Source organism: Duganella sp. AC237 (assembly GCF_979254035.1).
In genome coordinates this window covers 5,715,332-5,732,255 of the sequence record NZ_CEEDEW010000003.1, presented here as the reverse complement: position 1 = coordinate 5,732,255, position 16,924 = coordinate 5,715,332, and the positions used below count along the sequence as shown (strand labels likewise).

At 64.8% G+C, this 16,924-nt stretch carries 14 protein-coding genes and 1 pseudogene; 6 read left to right on the top strand and 9 right to left on the bottom strand.

The genetic code is table 11. From position 1 onward, the window contains the following. Window positions 1-182 precede the first annotated feature (182 nt). From AC0IYS_RS25385 to AC0IYS_RS25365, 5 genes and pseudogenes are all read left to right on the top strand, one after another. Window positions 183-1,763 carry an MFS transporter gene (locus AC0IYS_RS25385; protein ID WP_471707769.1) on the top strand — a complete coding sequence of 527 codons (1,581 nt, stop codon included), beginning with the start codon at window positions 183-185 and terminating at the stop codon, window positions 1,761-1,763. A 5-nt stretch (window positions 1,764-1,768) separates the two neighbouring features. After that, window positions 1,769-2,950, top strand: coding sequence for an HlyD family secretion protein (locus AC0IYS_RS25380; RefSeq protein WP_471707768.1), 1,182 nt, complete (start codon window positions 1,769-1,771; stop codon window positions 2,948-2,950). Continuing rightward, window positions 2,947-4,371 (top strand): efflux transporter outer membrane subunit, encoded by a 1,425-nt coding sequence (locus AC0IYS_RS25375; RefSeq protein WP_471707767.1) that lies wholly within the window; start codon window positions 2,947-2,949, stop codon window positions 4,369-4,371. Before AC0IYS_RS25380 ends, AC0IYS_RS25375 begins: the two co-directional genes overlap by 4 nt. A gap of 40 nt (window positions 4,372-4,411) precedes the next feature. Further along, window positions 4,412-4,546: pseudogene (locus tag AC0IYS_RS25370) on the top strand (YnfA family protein); the annotation flags it as partial. Window positions 4,547-4,564: 18 nt separating this feature from the next. After that, window positions 4,565-4,960, top strand: coding sequence for a lysozyme inhibitor LprI family protein (locus AC0IYS_RS25365; RefSeq protein WP_471707766.1), 396 nt, complete (start codon window positions 4,565-4,567; stop codon window positions 4,958-4,960). Between the two features lie 11 nt (window positions 4,961-4,971). Here the strand turns inward: AC0IYS_RS25365 and AC0IYS_RS25360 are convergent, their stop codons facing one another. From AC0IYS_RS25360 to AC0IYS_RS25320, 9 genes are all read right to left on the bottom strand, one after another. Continuing rightward, a complete protein-coding gene (locus AC0IYS_RS25360; protein WP_471707765.1) occupies window positions 4,972-5,364 on the bottom strand; it encodes a hypothetical protein in 393 nt (130 codons plus the stop codon). Between the two features lie 271 nt (window positions 5,365-5,635). After that, the gene (locus AC0IYS_RS25355; RefSeq protein WP_471707764.1) at window positions 5,636-6,094 is read right to left on the bottom strand and encodes an AraC family transcriptional regulator; all 459 of its coding nucleotides are present in this window, start codon (window positions 6,092-6,094) and stop codon (window positions 5,636-5,638) included. 20 nt (window positions 6,095-6,114) lie between these two features. Then, a complete protein-coding gene (locus AC0IYS_RS25350) occupies window positions 6,115-9,243 on the bottom strand; it encodes an efflux RND transporter permease subunit (protein ID WP_471707763.1) in 3,129 nt (1,042 codons plus the stop codon). A gap of 9 nt (window positions 9,244-9,252) precedes the next feature. Beyond that, on the bottom strand, window positions 9,253-10,437 hold the full coding sequence (locus AC0IYS_RS25345; RefSeq protein ID WP_471707762.1) for an efflux RND transporter periplasmic adaptor subunit: 1,185 nt from the start codon (window positions 10,435-10,437) through the stop codon (window positions 9,253-9,255). 21 nt (window positions 10,438-10,458) lie between these two features. Then, window positions 10,459-11,940 carry an efflux transporter outer membrane subunit gene (locus AC0IYS_RS25340; RefSeq protein WP_471707761.1) on the bottom strand — a complete coding sequence of 494 codons (1,482 nt, stop codon included), beginning with the start codon at window positions 11,938-11,940 and terminating at the stop codon, window positions 10,459-10,461. Next, window positions 11,937-12,656: a CerR family C-terminal domain-containing protein gene (locus tag AC0IYS_RS25335; RefSeq protein WP_471707760.1), complete on the bottom strand. Its 720-nt coding sequence runs from the start codon at window positions 12,654-12,656 to the stop codon at window positions 11,937-11,939. The genes AC0IYS_RS25340 and AC0IYS_RS25335 overlap by 4 nt, the downstream gene beginning before the upstream one ends. A 285-nt stretch (window positions 12,657-12,941) precedes the next feature. Next, window positions 12,942-14,294 carry a hybrid sensor histidine kinase/response regulator gene (locus AC0IYS_RS25330; RefSeq protein ID WP_471707759.1) on the bottom strand — a complete coding sequence of 451 codons (1,353 nt, stop codon included), beginning with the start codon at window positions 14,292-14,294 and terminating at the stop codon, window positions 12,942-12,944. 48 nt (window positions 14,295-14,342) lie between these two features. Continuing rightward, complete coding sequence (locus AC0IYS_RS25325) at window positions 14,343-15,107, bottom strand: 2OG-Fe dioxygenase family protein (RefSeq protein WP_471707758.1); 765 nt, start codon at window positions 15,105-15,107, stop codon at window positions 14,343-14,345. Between the two features lie 4 nt (window positions 15,108-15,111). After that, on the bottom strand, window positions 15,112-15,582 hold the full coding sequence (locus AC0IYS_RS25320; protein WP_471707757.1) for a MarR family winged helix-turn-helix transcriptional regulator: 471 nt from the start codon (window positions 15,580-15,582) through the stop codon (window positions 15,112-15,114). Between the two features lie 183 nt (window positions 15,583-15,765). Here AC0IYS_RS25320 and AC0IYS_RS25315 point away from each other — a divergent pair, with 183 nt between their 5' ends. Further along, on the top strand, window positions 15,766-16,893 hold the full coding sequence (locus AC0IYS_RS25315) for an HD-GYP domain-containing protein (protein ID WP_471707756.1): 1,128 nt from the start codon (window positions 15,766-15,768) through the stop codon (window positions 16,891-16,893). The last annotated feature ends 31 nt before the right edge of the window (window positions 16,894-16,924 follow it).

Sequence of the window (16,924 nt, the reverse complement as noted above, 5' to 3'; positions counted from 1 at the left end):
GGGTCTCCAGAACTTCAACTATGGCGTGCATAGTGATATGCTCATCCCGACAACTTCTCTCCTTTAAAGACCTATAAGAACTGGCATCGATGGACGTGTACGCCCCTCAAGTCTGGCTTCCGCACGAGCGACCGGTACTCCCCGGATCGCCATCGAGTCCTATCCACACGACCGAGCGCCGGTTGGCGTTCTTCGTCATCGGCTTCATCGTCGCCATCACCGGCGGCTTGGGCAACGCGCTGGTGCTGGTCAACCTGCCTTACCTCCAAGGCTCGCTCGGCGTCTACTCGGCCGAGATCCAGTGGCTGCCGGCCGCCTATGTGATGACCAACGTCTCGATGAACCTCCTGCTGGTCAAATTCCGCCAGCAGTATGGCCTGCGGCTCTTCACCGAATTGTTCCTGGTGCTGTACGCGGTCGCCACCGTGGCGCACTTGTTCGTGCACGGGCTGGCGTCGGCGATCGCGGTGCGCGCCGCCCACGGCATGAGCGGCGCCGCGTTGTCCACCCTCGGCCTCTATTACATTCTGCAAGCCTTCCCGGCGCAGTACCGGGTCAAGGCGGTGGTGCTGGGCATCGGCTTCTCACAATTGGCGCTGCCGATGGCGCGCCTGTTCTCGTCGGACCTGATGGAGTTCGGCGAGTGGCGCGGCCTGTACTTCTTCGAGCTGGGACTGGCCCTGGTGTCGCTGGCCGGCGTGTTGTTCCTCAAGCTGCCGCCGGGAGACCGCATCAAGGCCTTCGAGAAAATGGACTTCGTCACCTTCGCGCTGTTCGCGCCGGGCGTGGCGCTGTTGTCCGCGGTGCTGGCGCTGGGCCGCACCGTATGGTGGTTCGAGTCGCGCTGGCTGGGTCTTTGCCTGGCCGGCGCCATCGTGCTGATCTCCGGCGCGCTGCTGATCGAGCATAACCGCGCCCGCCCATTGATCAACACGCGCTGGCTCAGTACCGCCAACATCGCGCGGCTGGCGTTGTCGGTGCTGTTGATCCGCATCGTGCAGTCCGAGGCCAGCGGCACGGTGGGCTTCCTGCAGGCGCTCGGACTGACCAACGACCAGATGCAAACGCTGTGGATCATCGTCATGATCGGCACCCTGGCCGGCCTGCTGGCGAGCGCGTTGACGATCACGCCGGCGCGCATTCCCGCGCAGTTGATGGTGTCGCTGGTGGTGATGGCGATCGGCGCGTATATGGATTCCAACGCCACCAATCTGACACGTCCGGTCGATATGTATGTCAGCCAGTTCCTGCTCGGCTTCGGCGGTGCCTTGTTCATCGGGCCCACGTTCGTCTCCGGCTTTGGCGCGGTGATCGCGGCGCCAAGTAATCTTGTCAGTTTCTCCGTCATGTTCTCGATCACGCAAACGCTGGGCAGTTTGCTCGGCTCCGCGATCGTCGGCACCTTCCAGGTGGTGCGCGAGAAGTACCACTCCAGCATCCTGGTCGAACATCTGACCCTTCTCGATCCGCAGGTGGCTGCGCGGATTCAAAGCGGCGGCGCTTCGCTTGGCGCGACGCTGGCCGATCCCTCGATGCGCAATGCGCAAGGAGTGGCGTCGCTCGGCGCCGCCGCTTCGCGCGAGGCCAACATCCTCGCTTACAACGATGTCTTCCTGATGATTACACTGGTGGCGGTGCTCACGCTCGCGTGGATGCTGGCGCGCCACCTTTGGTCGATCTGTGTGGTGTGCCAACCCAGTCCCGCGCAAAACGCGCAGACCGGCATGGCCAACGTCTCTCTTAACAATTCCGGATCACGCTGAACGACATGGCTACCAATACTCCCGATACTTCCGCTCCTCCTTCCGCCCCGGCCGCACCTGCCCCCGCCGCCGCGCCGCCGCCGGTGGCCGCAGCGCCCGGCCGTCGCGGGCAGATCGTTTCCACCATCGCGTTTTCGCTGGTCGCCCTGATCGGCGTGCTGATCGTGCTGTACGCATGGCGGCTGCCGCCTTTCACCAGCGCCATCGTCTCGACCGAGAATGCGCTGGTGCGCGGGCAGGTCACGCTGATCGGCACGCAGTTGTCCGGCTATGTCGTCGACGTCAAGGTGCAGGACTTCCAGCAAGTGAAGCAGGGCGATTTGCTGGTGCAGATCGACGATCGCATCTACCAGCAGCGCTACGAACAGGCGCAGGCGCAACTGGCGGCGCAGAAGGCGGCGCTGGCCAACTGGGAGCAGTCGCGCAAGACGGCGGCGGCCGGCGTGCTGCTGAACCAGGCCACGCTGGCCAACGCGCAGGCCCAGGCGGCCAAGTCGCAGGCCGACCTTGGCCGCGTCAATTCGCTGGCGGCCGACGGCTCGCTGTCGCTGCGCGAGCAGGACGCGTCGAAGGCTGCCCAGGCGCAGACGGTTGCCGCCGTGGCGCAGGCGCGCGCCAATCTGGATATCGCCAAACAGCAGGTGCAATCCGTGACCGTCAACAAGCTGTCCCTGGAGGCTGCGGTGGCCAACGCGGAGGCCGCGCTCAAGGCGGCCAGGGTGGATCTGGAGAACACCCGCATCATCGCGCCGGAGGACGGCCAGCTGGGGCAGGTCACCGTGCGCAAGGGCGCCTATGTCAACACCGGCGCCAACTTGATGGGATTGGTGCCACGCCAGCTGTGGGTGATCGCCAACCTGAAAGAGACGCAAATGAACAATGTTCAGGTGGGGCAGAGCGCCACCTTCAAGGTCGATGCGCTGGACGGCGCGGTGCTGACCGGGCAGGTGGAGCGGATCTCGCCGGCCACCGGATCGGAATTCAGCGTGCTGCCGGCCGATAACGCGACCGGCAATTTCGTCAAGATCGCCCAGCGCATACCGGTACGGATACGGATCGATCCGGGACAGGCCAAGGCGGTGCGGCTGGCGCCGGGGATGTCGGTGATCGTCAGCATCGACACGGCCGCCGTTCTGGATGACTCGGATGGCAAGCGCGCCACGGCGCGCGCCGGAGCAGGCCGATGAAGTGCCGGACACGGTTACATAGCCGGCGCGGCGCGCTGCGCGTCGTATCCATCGCGGCCATGCTGGCGCTGGCCGGTTGCGCCGCCAGGGTTGGCCCGCCACCCGCATCGACGCTGGAGACGCCCGCCGCATGGCGTACCGCGTCCGAAATCGGCGCAGGCCAAAGTGCCGCGCCGGTCGAGCGGCAATGGTGGCAGGCCTTCGGCGATCCGGTGCTGAGCGCATTGGTGACCAAGGCGCTCGAACACAATGGCGACTTGCGCATCGCGCGCGCCAGGGTGGCGCAGTACCGCGCGCTGGTGGGCGTGGCGGCGGCGGGGCAAAAGCCGAACGTCGTCGTGGATGCGACGCCGACTCGCGCGCGCCAGTTGGCGTCCAACGGCCAGCCTTATGTCACCAACATCTATCAGGCAGAAATCCAGGCCAGCTACGAAGTGGACCTGTGGGGCCGCCTGGCCGCCGCGACCGACGCCGCCACCGCCACCTATCAATCGGAGCAGGCCAACGCGGACGCGGTGGCCCTGTCCATCGCCGCCACCGTCGCCACCGGATATCTGAACCTGCGCGGGCTGGATGCCCAACTGGCGCTGACCGAGCAGACGCTCAAGCTGCGTGAAGAGTCGCGCGACCTCGCCAAGCGCCAGTTCGATGTCGGCTACAGTTCGCGGCTGGAGTGGCTGCAGGCGCAGGCCGAGTACCAGACCACCGCCGAGCAGGTGCCGCAGTTGAAGCGTTCGATCTTCGAGCAGGAGAATGCGTTGTCCATCCTCACCGGCGGCAATCCGGGGCCGATTCCGCGCGGAGCGGAGCTCGCGCAACTGGCGCCACCGCCGGTGCCCGAGGGGCTGCCGTCCGAACTGCTGCGCCGGCGCCCGGATATCGCGCGGGCGGAATACAATCTGGTCGCCGTCAATGCCAATCTGCGGGCCACGCGCGATCAGTTGCTGCCGTCATTCAAGCTGACGGCCGGTGGCGGGATACAGAGCCTGAAAATGCACGACTTCCTCAATTCGCCGACGGCGCTGTGGCGGCTGACCGGCGCCATCGCCGCGCCGGTGTTCGAGGGCGACCGCGTGCAGTCGCAGACCGACTCGGTGGCGGCGCAGCGCGACCAGCTGACTTTCGCGTATGAGAACGCGGTGCGCACGGCGTTCTCGGAAACCGATAACAGTCTGGGGGCGCTCTATCAGTTGAACGAGCAGGCGGTCCAGAACGACGCGCGTCGCGCCACGGCCGCCGAGACCTTGCGCATCGCGCACAATCGCTATCGCAACGGCTACGCCTCGTATCTGGAGGAGCTGGACGCCCAGCGCACCTTGTACAGCGCCGACGTCGGACGTCTGCAATTGCGCACGCGGATACTGGTGGCGTCGGTCGATCTTTATCGCGCGATGGGCGGCGGCTGGGTGGCGCAGCCGTAGTCTTTCGCAAGGGGCTTGTTTGGATATCTTGAAATTAGCTGGTTTGTTCGTGGTGGCGTTGTTGTGGCTTCGGTTTGTAGACGGCATTGCGCTAAGCCGCTGGGACTTGGCGGGTGCGGCGCTTGCCTTGTGCGGCATGGCCGTCATAGCGTTTCAACCCGCCACCTCCGGTTGACTATAGAAGGAGATGGAGATGAGAAGATTTGTCTTGCCGGCGTTGGTGCTGGCGTTGCTGTCCGCAAGCGCATGGGCGGATTGCAGCGCGCCCTCGACCCAGTCCGAGATGACGCAGTGCGCCGGGCAGGCTTATTCGGCGGCGGATAAAAAGCTGAACCTCGCCTATAACGAGTATCGCGCCCGGCTGAATGCCGGGCAAAAGAAGAAGCTGACGGAGGCGCAGCTTGCGTGGGTGAAGTTCAGGGATCTGTCGTGCGCATTCGAGAGCTCGGGCGCGGAAGGAGGCAGTGCATATCCGATGGTGCGCAGCACTTGTCTCGCCGCGAAAACCGAGAGCCGCTTGAAGGAGATCAAAGCGCTGCAGGAATGCCGGGAAGGGGATATGAGTTGTCCCGCGCTTAAAGATCGATAGAAGGGGCTTGGTTAGGACTCCAACTCCGTGATGAACCGCGCGACAAGATCGCGATCCTTCTCGGTCTTAATGCTCTTCTTGAGCACAGGAGCGACATGATACGCAATGAATTGGCGATCATTTGGCTTGTTCGATATCGCCTCCTTGACCACCGAAATCAACGCGGACAAGGACATGAATGAAGCAAATACTTCATATGGTTTCGAGCTTGCGAACGGAGTCTTCTTCAAGTAAAAGCGCGCCAAGCGCAATTGATCGGTTTTTTTCCATGACCGATGCGGGATGACTTTGAAAGCGTCACTGTAGTTTGCAGCTTCGATCGGAAAAGTCTCCATTAGGAAACTTGCCGCATCTTCGGATGCCAATCCTTTGAGCTTGATTTCAATCTGAGTTTGGTTATTCATGCGAACCCCCTTCAGTACTCAACAAATAATCCAAGAGGCAGCCCAGCATAACTCGCCCTTACTGCAGGCGGTTGATAATGGCCTGAGTCATTCCGCCAATGGACAATGGTTCCGCGCTTTGGCCCCATGTTATTCGCGAAACGATGATAGACGGAATTTGTCTCTCCCAAGGGTGAGCGTCGTGCCTGAAGCGTGTCTCCAACAATAGTACATCGAACCCGTTTGGATCGCCATTGCATCGTGTTGTCGGCGATCAAACGGGCCGTGCGGCTTATTTGACTGGAATGCAGAGTTCAGCGGAGAACACACCGGTCTCGGGGTTCATCGCATAATCGGCGGGATAGCGCTCCATGCAGAGGCCGGGGGCGAAGATGCCCTCTGACTGTATCCGCCCGAAGAACTCTCCCCATGCCGCCGGCATCTGGTCAGCCGTGCCCTCGAACTGCGCAATTGCATAGCGGCCGGCCGGCAGCGTCGCTTCCTTGGCCGGTTCGGCGATCGGATAATCGGCCGCCACGCCGACGCAGGCGTCGTAGCGGCATTCGCTTGGCGGCGTGGTGCCCGGGTCGTCCTGCGCCACGCCGTACGTCACGCGGTTGTGCAGGCCGAAGGCTTTCTGCCACGGCGTGAACACCTCTTTCCAGAACTCGCCAATGGCGGCGCCGAACGGCCCCTTGTAGCGCAGGTACGCGACGCGCACCGCCGGTAATTCCTTGATCTCGTATTCCATGTTGGTCTCCTGATGCTTGATTAATGTCCGCCCGCGACTTTGCGCAGCGGCTGGTCCTTTTCGTCAACCGGCGCCGGGTGGCGGCGCAGTTTGCGCACCAGACGCCCGAGCAGATGTTCGAAGTCGTCGATGTAGGTGAACACCGCCGGCACTACCAGCAGGCTCAACAGCGTCGACGTGATCAGGCCACCAATCACGGTGATCGCCATCGGCGAACGGAAGCTCGGGTCGGCGCCCCAGCCCAGCGCCAGCGGCATCATGCCGGCGCCCATGGCGATGGTGGTCATCAGAATCGGGCGGCTACGCTTGTGGCATGCATCGACCAAAGCGTCGAAGCGGTTCATGCCTTCCTGGCGCGCCAGAATAGCATAATCGACCAACAAGATTGAGTTTTTCGTAACGATCCCCATCAGCATGATCAAGCCGATCATCGACGGCATCGACAGCGCGCTGCGGGTGATCAGCAGCGCGACGAAGGCGCCGCCGATCGACAGCGGCAGCGCCGCCAGAATCGTTACCGGCTGCATGAAGTCCTTGAACAGCAGGACCAGCACGCAGTAGATGCACAACACGCCGATCAGCATCGCCAGGCCGAAGCTGGCGAACAGCGCGGCCATCTCCTGGGTGTCGCCCAGTTCCGCGATCTTGACCGACGGCGGCAGGTTTTTCAGCGACGGCAGCGCGCGCGCTTCCGCATCGACTTCGCCGAGCGCGCGCCGGCCCAGCTCCACTTCGAACGTGACGTTGCGGCTGCGGTTGAGGCGATTGATTTGCGCAGGACCACTTTCCATCGTGATGGTGGCGACGGTCGCCAGCAGCACCGGACCGTTTTTGCCCGGCACCGTCAGGCGGCCGATGGCATCGAGGTCGGCGCGCACGGAATCCGGCAGTTTGACGCGGATCGGCACCTGGCGCTCCGGCAGATTCATCTTGGTCAGGTCGGTGTCGTAGTCGCCGGCCGTGGCCACACGCACGGTCTGGCCGATGGCGTTGGCGGTCACGCCCAAGTCGGCGGCCTTGGCGAAGTCCGGCGTGACGATGATCTCCGGACGCACCAGCGAGGCGCTGGACCGCACGTTGCCCACGCCTTGCAGCGTGCGCATTTCGCGTTCGACCTTTTGCGCCGTCGCTTGCAGCACGACCGGATCGTCGCTGCGCAGCACCAGCTGCAGCTTGACGCCGTTGTCCGGCGGTCCGACCTTGAAGCGGGCGCCCGGAATGGCGTCGAGACGGCTGCGAATCTGGTCGTCGATGTCGGCCATCGATTCCTTGCGGTCGGTGCGGTGGACCGTGGTGATGGTCAGCACGGCGCTGCGCGCCTCGGCCGCTGCGCCGGGCGCGAAGGCGTCGCCGCTCGAGCCGCCGCCGATGGAGCTGAACACCGATTTGACGCCGTGTACTTCCATCGCGGCCTGGCGTGCGCGTTCGGCGATGACGCTGGTCTCCGCCAGGGTGGAACCGGGCGGCAGTTCCAGGTTGATCTGGGTTTGCGCGCGGTCGGCGGCCGGCACGAAGCCGGTCGGCAGCAGGCCCACGAGCGAGATCGAGCCGACGAAGAACGCGGCGGCGGCCAGCGCCGTGATGCCGCGATGCTTCAGGCACCAGCGCATCACGCGCAGGTAGCGCAGCATCATCCAGCTGTCTTTTTCCTCCGCATGCGCGATCGGCTTGAGCAGGTAGGCCGCCATCATCGGCGTGAGCAAACGCGCCACCACCAGCGACGCCAGCACCGCGATCACCGAGGTCCAGCCGAACTGCTTGAAGAACAGGCCGGCGACGCCGCTCATGAAGGCGGTCGGCAGGAACACCGCCACCAGCGCGAAGGTGGTGGCGATGACCGCCATGCCGATTTCGTCGGCCGCTTCCATCGCCGCCTCCATCGGAGTTTTACCCATGCGCAGGTGGCGCGCGATGTTTTCGATTTCGACGATGGCGTCGTCGACCAGCACGCCGACCACCAGCGCCAGCGACAGCAGGGTGACGGTGTTGAGCGTGTAGCCGAACAGGTAGATGCCCAGGAAGGCCGGCATCACCGACAGCGGCAGCGCGGCGGCGGCCACCAGGGTGGCGCGCCAGTCGCGCAGGAACCACCACACCACCAGCACCGCCAGCAGCGCGCCTTCGTACAGCAGCTCCATCGAGCCGTCGAAGTTTTCCTCCACCGGCAGGGCGTTGTCGATGACCTGTTTCAGCACCACTTTCGGGTTGTTCGCCTCCAGCTCCTTGACCGCCGCGCGCGCGCCCTTGGCCACGGCCAGTTCGCTGGCGCCCTTGTTGCGGAAGATCTCGAAGCCGATCACCTGTTTGCCGTCCTGCAGCGCGATGGCGCGCGGCTCGGAGACGGTGTCGGTGATGGTGGCCACCTGGTCGAGTCGCACGCGGCGCCCGTCCGGCAACGGCAGGTCGATGGCCGCCAGTTCGGCCGCGCTCTTGACGGTGCCGATGGTGCGCACCGATTGCTCGGCGCCGCTGACGTCACCGCGTCCGCCCGGCGCTTCCTTCTGCACCAGCCGCAGCTGGCGCGACACGTCCAGCGCCGACACGCGCAGCGCCGCCATGCGTCCCTCGTCCAGCTCCACGCGGATTTCGCGGTACACGCCGCCCACGCGCTTGACAGAGCCGATGCCGGGCACCGCCAGCAGGCGTTTGGCGACGACGTTGTCGACGAACCAGCTTAGCTCCTGCTGGTCCATTTTTTCGCCGGGCACTTGCGCCGCGGCGGCTGTAAACGTCAGCACCACGCGGCCGGCGGTGGAGGCCTTGGTCACGGTGGGGTCGCGCAGCTCGGCCGGCATGTCGGCCTTGATGCGGGCCACGGCGTCGCGCACGTCGTTGACGGCGTCGGAGATCTGCTTCTCCAGCACGAATTCGATGGTGGTGGTCGAGACGCCGTCCAGCACCGTCGTGTGGATGTTCTTCACGCCCTGCAAGGTGGCGACGGCGTCTTCGATCTTGCGCGCCACTTCGGTTTCCAGTTGCGCCGGGGCGCTGCCGTCCAGGGTGGCGGTGACGGTGACGATCGGCAGTTCGATGTCGGGGAAGTCCTGCACCGGATTGGCCTTGTAGGCCATCAGCCCCGCCAACGTGAGCAGGACGAACAGCATGATCGCCGGGATCGGGTTCTTGATCGATAAGGAGGAAAAATTCATCGCGTGTCCTTATTTTGCCGCAGGCGAGACTGCCGACGGGCCGGCGGCGCGCGCGGGCGCGCCCTCGGCGACGACGTGTACCAGGTCGCCGTCGTTGAGGAAGCCGGCGCCGCGCAGCACCACTTGCATGTCGGCCGTCAGGCCCCCCTTGACCTCGATGCGCTCGCCCAGGCGGCGGCCCGGTTGCACCTTGATCTGACTGACCTTGCTGTCCGTGTTCAGGCGGAACACGAAGCTGAAGCCGTCGCGCACCACGATCGATTGCTGCGGCACGGTCAGCGCGTCGGATTTACCCAGCTCGAACTGGCCGCTGGCGAACATGCCGGCCTTGAACGGCGCCTCGCCGGCGCCGGCGTTGAGCGGCAGGTCCACATACACCAGCGCCGAGCGGGTTTGCAGGTCGACGGTCGGCGCGATCATGCGCACCTTGCCCGTCACTTCGCTGCCGTTGGCAGCCTTCACGATGGCCGGGGTGCCCGGCTTGAGGCTGCGCAGGTCGGCGGCCACCACTTCGGCGCGCCATTCCAGGCGGCCCTGGCGGATCATGCGGAACAATTCCGTGCCCGGCGCCGACACCGAGCCGACGGTGGCGTTGGCGGTCCGGGCGGAGATGATGCCGCTGTCCGGCGCCACCACCCTGGTGTATTTGAGGCGCAGCTGCTGGTTCGCCAGCGCCGCCTTGGCCGAGGCGATGCGGGCGTTGGCGGTTTGCTCGGTGGTGTTGTACTGGCTGATTTGCTGGGCGCTCAGGGCGCCGGAGTTTTGCAGGGTGCGCGCGCGGGCGGCATTCGCCACGGCGTCGGCGGCGTTGGCCTCGGCTTCCTGCAGCGCGGCTTTCGACTGGGCGATATCGGCGTTGATGGTCTCGGCCGAGAACACGGCCAGCACGTCGCCGGCCTTGACGACGTCGCCGACGTTGACGCGCACCTCGGTCAGTCGCAAGCCGTTCGATTCGCTGCTGACGCTGGCTTCCTGCCAGGCGGCGACGTTGCCGTTGGCGGCCAGCTTGATCGGCGCGCTGGCGGTCGATGGCCTGGTGGTGGTCACGGTCAGCGCGGCTTTGGGCGCGTTGGCTTTCTTTTCATCGGCGGCCTGCGTGGCCGGCGAGTACACGGCCATGCCGATGCCGGCAACGACGAAGACTGCCAACACGGCGATGGCGAGCGGTTTCAGATTGGTTTTCAGAGTTTTCATGATTGGACGAATAGGTTGTTTTTATTGGACGTTGGTGCCGCTGGCATTGGTGTTGGCACCTGCGGTGGCGACCGCCGGGGCGCCGCCGGCCGGCGCGCTCCAGCCGCCGCCGGCGGCGCGGTACAGCGACACCCAGGCGGCGCTGCGTTCGCGCTGCAAGTTGATGACGGTTTGCTCGGCGGCCAGGCGGGTGCGGCGCGCGTCCTCCAGTTCGAACAGGCTCGCCATGCCGTTCTTGTAGCGGTCTTCGACGGCGGTGAAATTGACGCGGTAGCCCTCCAACGCCGTCTGGGCATCGGTGGCGCGGGCGGCCGTGCCGTCCAGGTTGACCAGCGCCTGTTCCAGTTCGCTGACGGCCTGGCGCACGGTGGAGCGGTAGCTGGCGACGGCGGAGTCGTAGCGCGCGCCGGCCGCGTCGACGTTGGCGCGGCGCCGGCCGGCGTCGAAGATCGGCACCGACACCGACAACGGGCCGATGGTCCAGGTGTCGGTCTTGGTGTTCTCGCCGCCGGAGCGGAAGTTGGCGATGCCGACCGAACCGGATAACGTCAGGCGCGGATAGCGCTGCGCCTGGGCGTTGCCCACTTCGGCGCTGGCGGCGGTCACTTCGCGTTCGGCGGTGAACACGTCCGGGCGCTGGTTCAAGGTGTTGGCCGGCAGCGCGGCGATTGCCATGGCCGGCGCCACCGCTTCGGACGCCGCCACGCCGTCGATCAACTTCCGGCGCAATTCCGCCTCCGGCAGCGCCGTGAGCGCCACCAGCACCTTGACGTTGACGTCGCAGGTGGCACGCTGGGTCAGATAACGGTTGTTGCCTTCGGCCGCGCTGGCGCGCGCCAGCGCCAGATTGGCGGGCGATTCGAAGCCCGCGGTCGCGCTCAGCTCCGTCAGGCGCGCGGTGTCGGCGCGCGAGGCGGCATCCTGTTTGGCGACCGCCAGCAATTGTTCGCAGGCGCGCAGCGCGTAGTATTGGTTGGCCACTTCGGCGGCGACGGAGACGCGGGCGTCATGCCAGCCGGCGTGCGCGCTGTCGAGGCGCGCCTGCGCGGCGTCGCGGGTGGCGCGGTTGGCGCCGAAAACGTCGATCTCCCAGGCTGTCTGCAAGGCCGCCTGCGAGGTGGTCCCCATCGGCAGTGCCGATTGCTGGTTGGCGCGGCTGATGCTGCCCGTGCCGTCGAGCGTCGGCACCAGCGCGGCGCCGGCGGCCACGCGGTCGGCGCGCGACTGCGCAATGCGCGAGGCGGCCGATGCCACCGTCGGGCTGACCGCCTGCGCCGATTCGATCAGCTGCACCAGCAGCGTGTCGCCCTGGTGGCGCCACCAGGTGGCCAGGTCGGCCTGGTTGCCGTTGTGAGGTAACTGCGGGGGCAACTGCGACGGCAGCGGCGCTTGCCACTGCTGTGGCGCCTGGGCGTCGACGTGCGGCGCTGGTGGCGTCAGGGCGCAGGCGCTAAGCGCCGTGGCGACGGCCAATGCCGCCGTCGCGCGTACGATAATCTTCATGCTTTCCTTTGGAATCTAAGTTTTTCGGCGTTGAACAGCGCTTCGGCATAGTCGACCAGCCGTTCGCCCCACTCGGTTATCGCCTCCGGCGTGGACAACATGTGCGGGGTGATCGCATTGATGACGTCTTGGGAGATCAATAATTGTACGCAGAGGGCAGGAATCGAATAAGCCAGCCGGTGGACGTCGTCGGTGGCCTCGGCCAGGCCCAGATGGCGGCACAGCACCCCGACCAGCGCCAGGTGCTCGGGTTTGATGTTGTTTTCCACTTCCATCGCCCATAGCCCGGTGGGCTCGAGCATCTCGCGGAAGAACAGTCGCAACATCACGTCCGCCTCCTGCTTCTTGTTCAGCAGCGGGGCGATCATCTGGCCGTAGTAGCCTTCCAGCGCTTGGCGCAAGGTGAAATGCGGCTGGTCGAACGCGGCCAGATTCCCTCCCGCCTCGGCGCACATAAAGCTGAAGCAGGCCTGGTACAGCCCCGCCTTGTCGCCGAAGTAGTAGCTGATGGCGGCGACGTTGGTGCCGGCCGCCTGGGCGATCTCGCGCGTCGAGGTTTTGGAAAATCCCTGCTGGCCGAACAGCCGCATCGCCGAGACCAGCAGGCGCTCGCGCGACTGCTCGCCATCGGAGCGTGGCTTGCGGACGTCGTCCGCTGGCTGGCTGGCGGCGGCGGCCGTGATGGGGGCTGTGGGGGAAGGGACTTTAGTGTTCATGGCGCGATTACATCACATAACTCAAACAAATGATATAACTAAATCGTTTGTTTAGTTTAGTGATGAGGTATCGCAGTGCAGCAGAGCTAGCGCATCGACAACTCTTCGGCAAACACCAAAAAAAGGGCAAAAAAAAGCCCGCGACCGTGAGGTGGCGGGCTGAATTCCAATGTTCAGCGAACGGTTGGAGGAGACAGTTCCAATATATCCCGATTTATGTTGCGGTGCAATACGGTAGAAATACTGTGTTTTTGTTGCCACACCGCATAACTCAGCAGTTCCGCGCTATCCGCGACGCGGCAACGCCAGGGTAAACGTGCTGCCGTGGCCGAAATCGCTCTTGAAGAACAGCGAGCCGCCGATCAGGTTGGCGAGGTTCTGGCACAGGTACAGCCCCAGTCCGGCGCCTTCCGCGTGGCGGGTCGAGGTCGAATCGAGCTGCGAGAACGCCTGGAACAATTTGCTCTGGTCTTCCTCGCGGATGCCGGCGCCGCTGTCGGCCACCGAGAACTCGATGAGGTTCTGGCCTTCGCCCGGGCGCAGCGCCAACGTCACGCGGACGGTGCCCGTTTCGGTGAACTTGATGGCGTTATTGCCAAGGTTGAGCAGGATCTGCGTCAGCGCGCGGCGGTCGGTCTCCAGCACCAAGGCCCCCGGCGCCAGGTCGATCTCCAGCGCCAGTCCTTTTTGCAGCGCCAGCGGACGCAGGGTGTCGACGACGTCGGTGACCAGCTCCTGGCACTGCACCGTCTCCAGCTCCAGTGTCACCTTGCCGGCTTCGATCTTGGCCACGTCGAGGATGTCGTTGATCAGCGAGAGCAGATGGCGCGCGCTGGTGCGGATGGTGTTGAGCTGCTTGTCCTGCTCCACCGTCAGCGGGCCGGGGAGCTTCATCAGCAGCGCGCCGGTGAAGCCGATGATGGCGTTGAGCGGCGTGCGCAGCTCGTGCGACATGTTGGCGATGAAGGCCGACTTCATGCGGCTGGCCTCGGCCAGCTCGAGGTTTTTCAGCGCGATCTCGCGGTTGATGGTTTCCAGTTCGCCGGCGTGGTGGGCCAGCCGCATATTCAGTTCGATCACCTGGCGCTCGCGCGCCTGCAGTTCGCTGTTGACCTGCACCGCCTGCTCGTAGGTGGAGATCAGCAGGTCGAGGATTTGCTGGCGTTCGGCGTTGATGAAGTGCTTTTGATCGCCCAGGTAGAGGGCGATGCCGACTTCCATGTTCTGGTTCTTGCGCAGCTTCTGGTTCATCAGCATGTGGCCGATGCGGTTGAGCAGATAGTCTTCCGCGTACGGTTTGCGGATGAAGTTATCGGAGCCGCATTCGATGCCGCGGATGATGTCCTTCGGATCCATCAGCGACGTCACCAGGATCACCGGGATGTCGCGCAGGTCCGGATCGGTCTTGATGGCGCGGCACAGCGTGTAGCCGTCCATTTCGGGCATCACGATGTCGGACAGCACCAGGTGCGGTTTGCGTTCGCGGATCGCCTCCAGCGCCAGCCGGCCGTTGCCGGCCACGCGCGCCTTGTAGCGCATCGACTGGATCAGGCGGCGCAGTCTTTCGGCCTGGGTAGGGCTGTCTTCGACGATCAGAATTTCGATTTCGTCGGGCTGTATCTCGTAGCTGGCGTCCACAGACGACCCTCCTGATTGCTGTATTTAGCTGATGTGACTATATCGGATTTAGCTGTTAAGCAGGGGATTTTCCTGTCCCTGGAAGCCACCGGCGCGCCAGGTCAGCACCAGCGTATCACGGTGGCCATGCCCGGACAGCGGCTGGATCGGCGTCGATTCGTGGATCACGGTGGCGTCGTCGAGCAGCAGCATGGTCCACGGCGCGGTCATCGTGAAGCGTTTACCGTTCGGTCCATCGGCTTCAAAGATGCGAGTCTCCCCGCCCTTGATGCCGGCGCGCGCGATCAGGATCACGGCGACGAAATCGACGCCGTCGCGGTGCGCGCCTTCCGGGGTCGGGCGGCCGATGCCGTCGGTGGTGTCGATGCGGAACTGGTGTGCCTCCACGTACCACGGCTTGCCCACGTGGGCGTCGCCGCGCGCGGCGGCGCATACCTGGCCGATCGCCGCCACCAGCGCTTTCCAGGCCGGCTGCGCCACGGTTTCCGGCAGCATCGGCTCGAACAGGCGGTTCATGCCGCCGTGCAGGGCGTTGTACTCGAGCGGCTGCCAGTGGGCGCGGTGCGCCGTCTGCGTCAGTTGGTCGCCGTCCTGCACGAAGCACGAATGGCGGCGGCGCCGATAGCGCCCGCCGTCCTTCAGATAGTTATCCAGCTCCAGCGCATCCCAGGCGGGGATGAGCGCATTGAGCTCGGCGATCGTCACGCCGGCCAGCGCGGCCACGTCGCCGGGCGCCAGCAAGGCGTAGCCGGCGCCGCGCAGTGTCGCCACGGTGTCGCCGGGCGGCGTAAAAATCGGGGCGGAGGTGGTCATGCGCTTAGCCGGCCGAGGCCATCAGGCTGGCGCGCAGCGCGTCGAGCTGCTGCTTCATGCCGACCACCTCGTCCAGGGTGCATTTGGTCGCTTGCAGGATCGACGGCGGCAGCTTGGCCGCCTCGTGGCGCAGCGCATCGCCCTGCGGCGTGAGCGTGATGATGACCTGGCGCTCGTCGCTGGCGGCGCGGGTGCGGGTCAGCAATTCGGCCTGCTCCATGCGCTTGAGCAGCGGCGTCAAGGTGGCCGAATCGAGGAACAGGCGTTCGCCCACTTCCGAGACGGTCAACTCGTTTTTCTCCCACAGCACCATCATGACGAGGTACTGCGAGTAGGTCAGGCCCAGTCCGCGCAACAGCTTGCGATAGATTTTACTCATCGCCAGCGATGTCGAATAGAGCGCAAAGCACAGCTGCCCGTCCAGCTGCGGTACGGCGGCTGCCGTGGTGTCGTCGGGGTGTTTTTTCGTGTTCATGCTTTCATTATGGGTAGTGCGCTATACAATTGCAAGCGATTGCGTGTAAAAAAATGTTAGGGGCAGATTAGGCTGGAGATTAGGCTAGTTATTCGGCCCCACTCAGTTATGATTGAGTCGGATGCTGCGCGGACCAGCAAGCGACAGCGGTTGTATAGGACCAAACCGGGGGAGTAGCGGTACATGAACGTCAAAAAAGCCATCGTATTGATCGTTGACGAGGCTTCGGACAGTCTGATCGAGATGCATAGCCTGTTGCAGAAACAGTACGAAATCCGGCTGGCCAACAGCGGCCGGGCGGCGCTGTCGGTGATGCAGCAGGTGCCGCGCCCGCATCTGGTTGTGCTGGACACGGCGCTGCCTGACATCGACGGCTACACCGTCTGCCAGCAGCTCAAATCGAATCCCGACACCGCCGACATTCCGGTGATCTTCCTGCAGACGGCGTCCGAGGATGACCAGGAGCGAGCCCTGATGGAGGGCGGCGCCGACGTCGTCGTCAAGCCGGTGGTCGGCGACGTGTTGCGCGCGCGCGTCGACACCCACCTGCAGCTGCGCCACTCGCGCGAGCTGCTCAAGCAGCAGCGCAACCTGCTCGAACACGTGGTCGAGGAGGTCACGCTGGAGCTGAGCCAGATGCTCGACGCGATGATCTGGGCGCTGGCGTCGCTGGCCGAGACGCGCGAATACGAGACCCCCAACCACCTGCGCCGCGTGCAGCACTACGTGGTCGCGCTGGCGCGCCAGCTGCAGGGGCACAAGCGCTTTTCCGAGGAACTCAGCGACGCCAACATCAAATCGCTGTACAAGGCCGCGCCGCTGCACGACATCGGCAAGGTGTCGATCCCAGACGCCATCCTGCTCAAGCCGGACCGCCTGACCGAGGCCGAATTCTCCGTCATGAAAATGCACACGGTGTACGGGCGCGACGCCATCGTCAACGTCGAAAACCACCTCGGCTACACCAACACCTTCCTGCGCTACGCGCGCGAGATCACCTATTCGCACCAGGAGAAGTACGACGGCTCCGGCTATCCGGAAGGCCTGGCCGGCGAGGCGATACCGATGTCGGCGCGGCTGATGGCGGTGGCCGACGTCTACGACGCGCTTATTTCCAAGCGGGTCTACAAGCCCGCCTTCACCCACGAGACGGCGATGGAGATGATACGCCAGGCCAGCGGCGAGCATTTCGATCCCGACGTGGTGGACGCGATGCTGACGGCCGAGGAGGAATTCATGGCCATCGCCGAGCGCTATAGCGACAGCCCGGGCGACGAGGGCGGCGACTCGCTGCCGTTCGTCGAGACCTGACCCGGGACCGACATGCGCTCGCGCGGCTTAC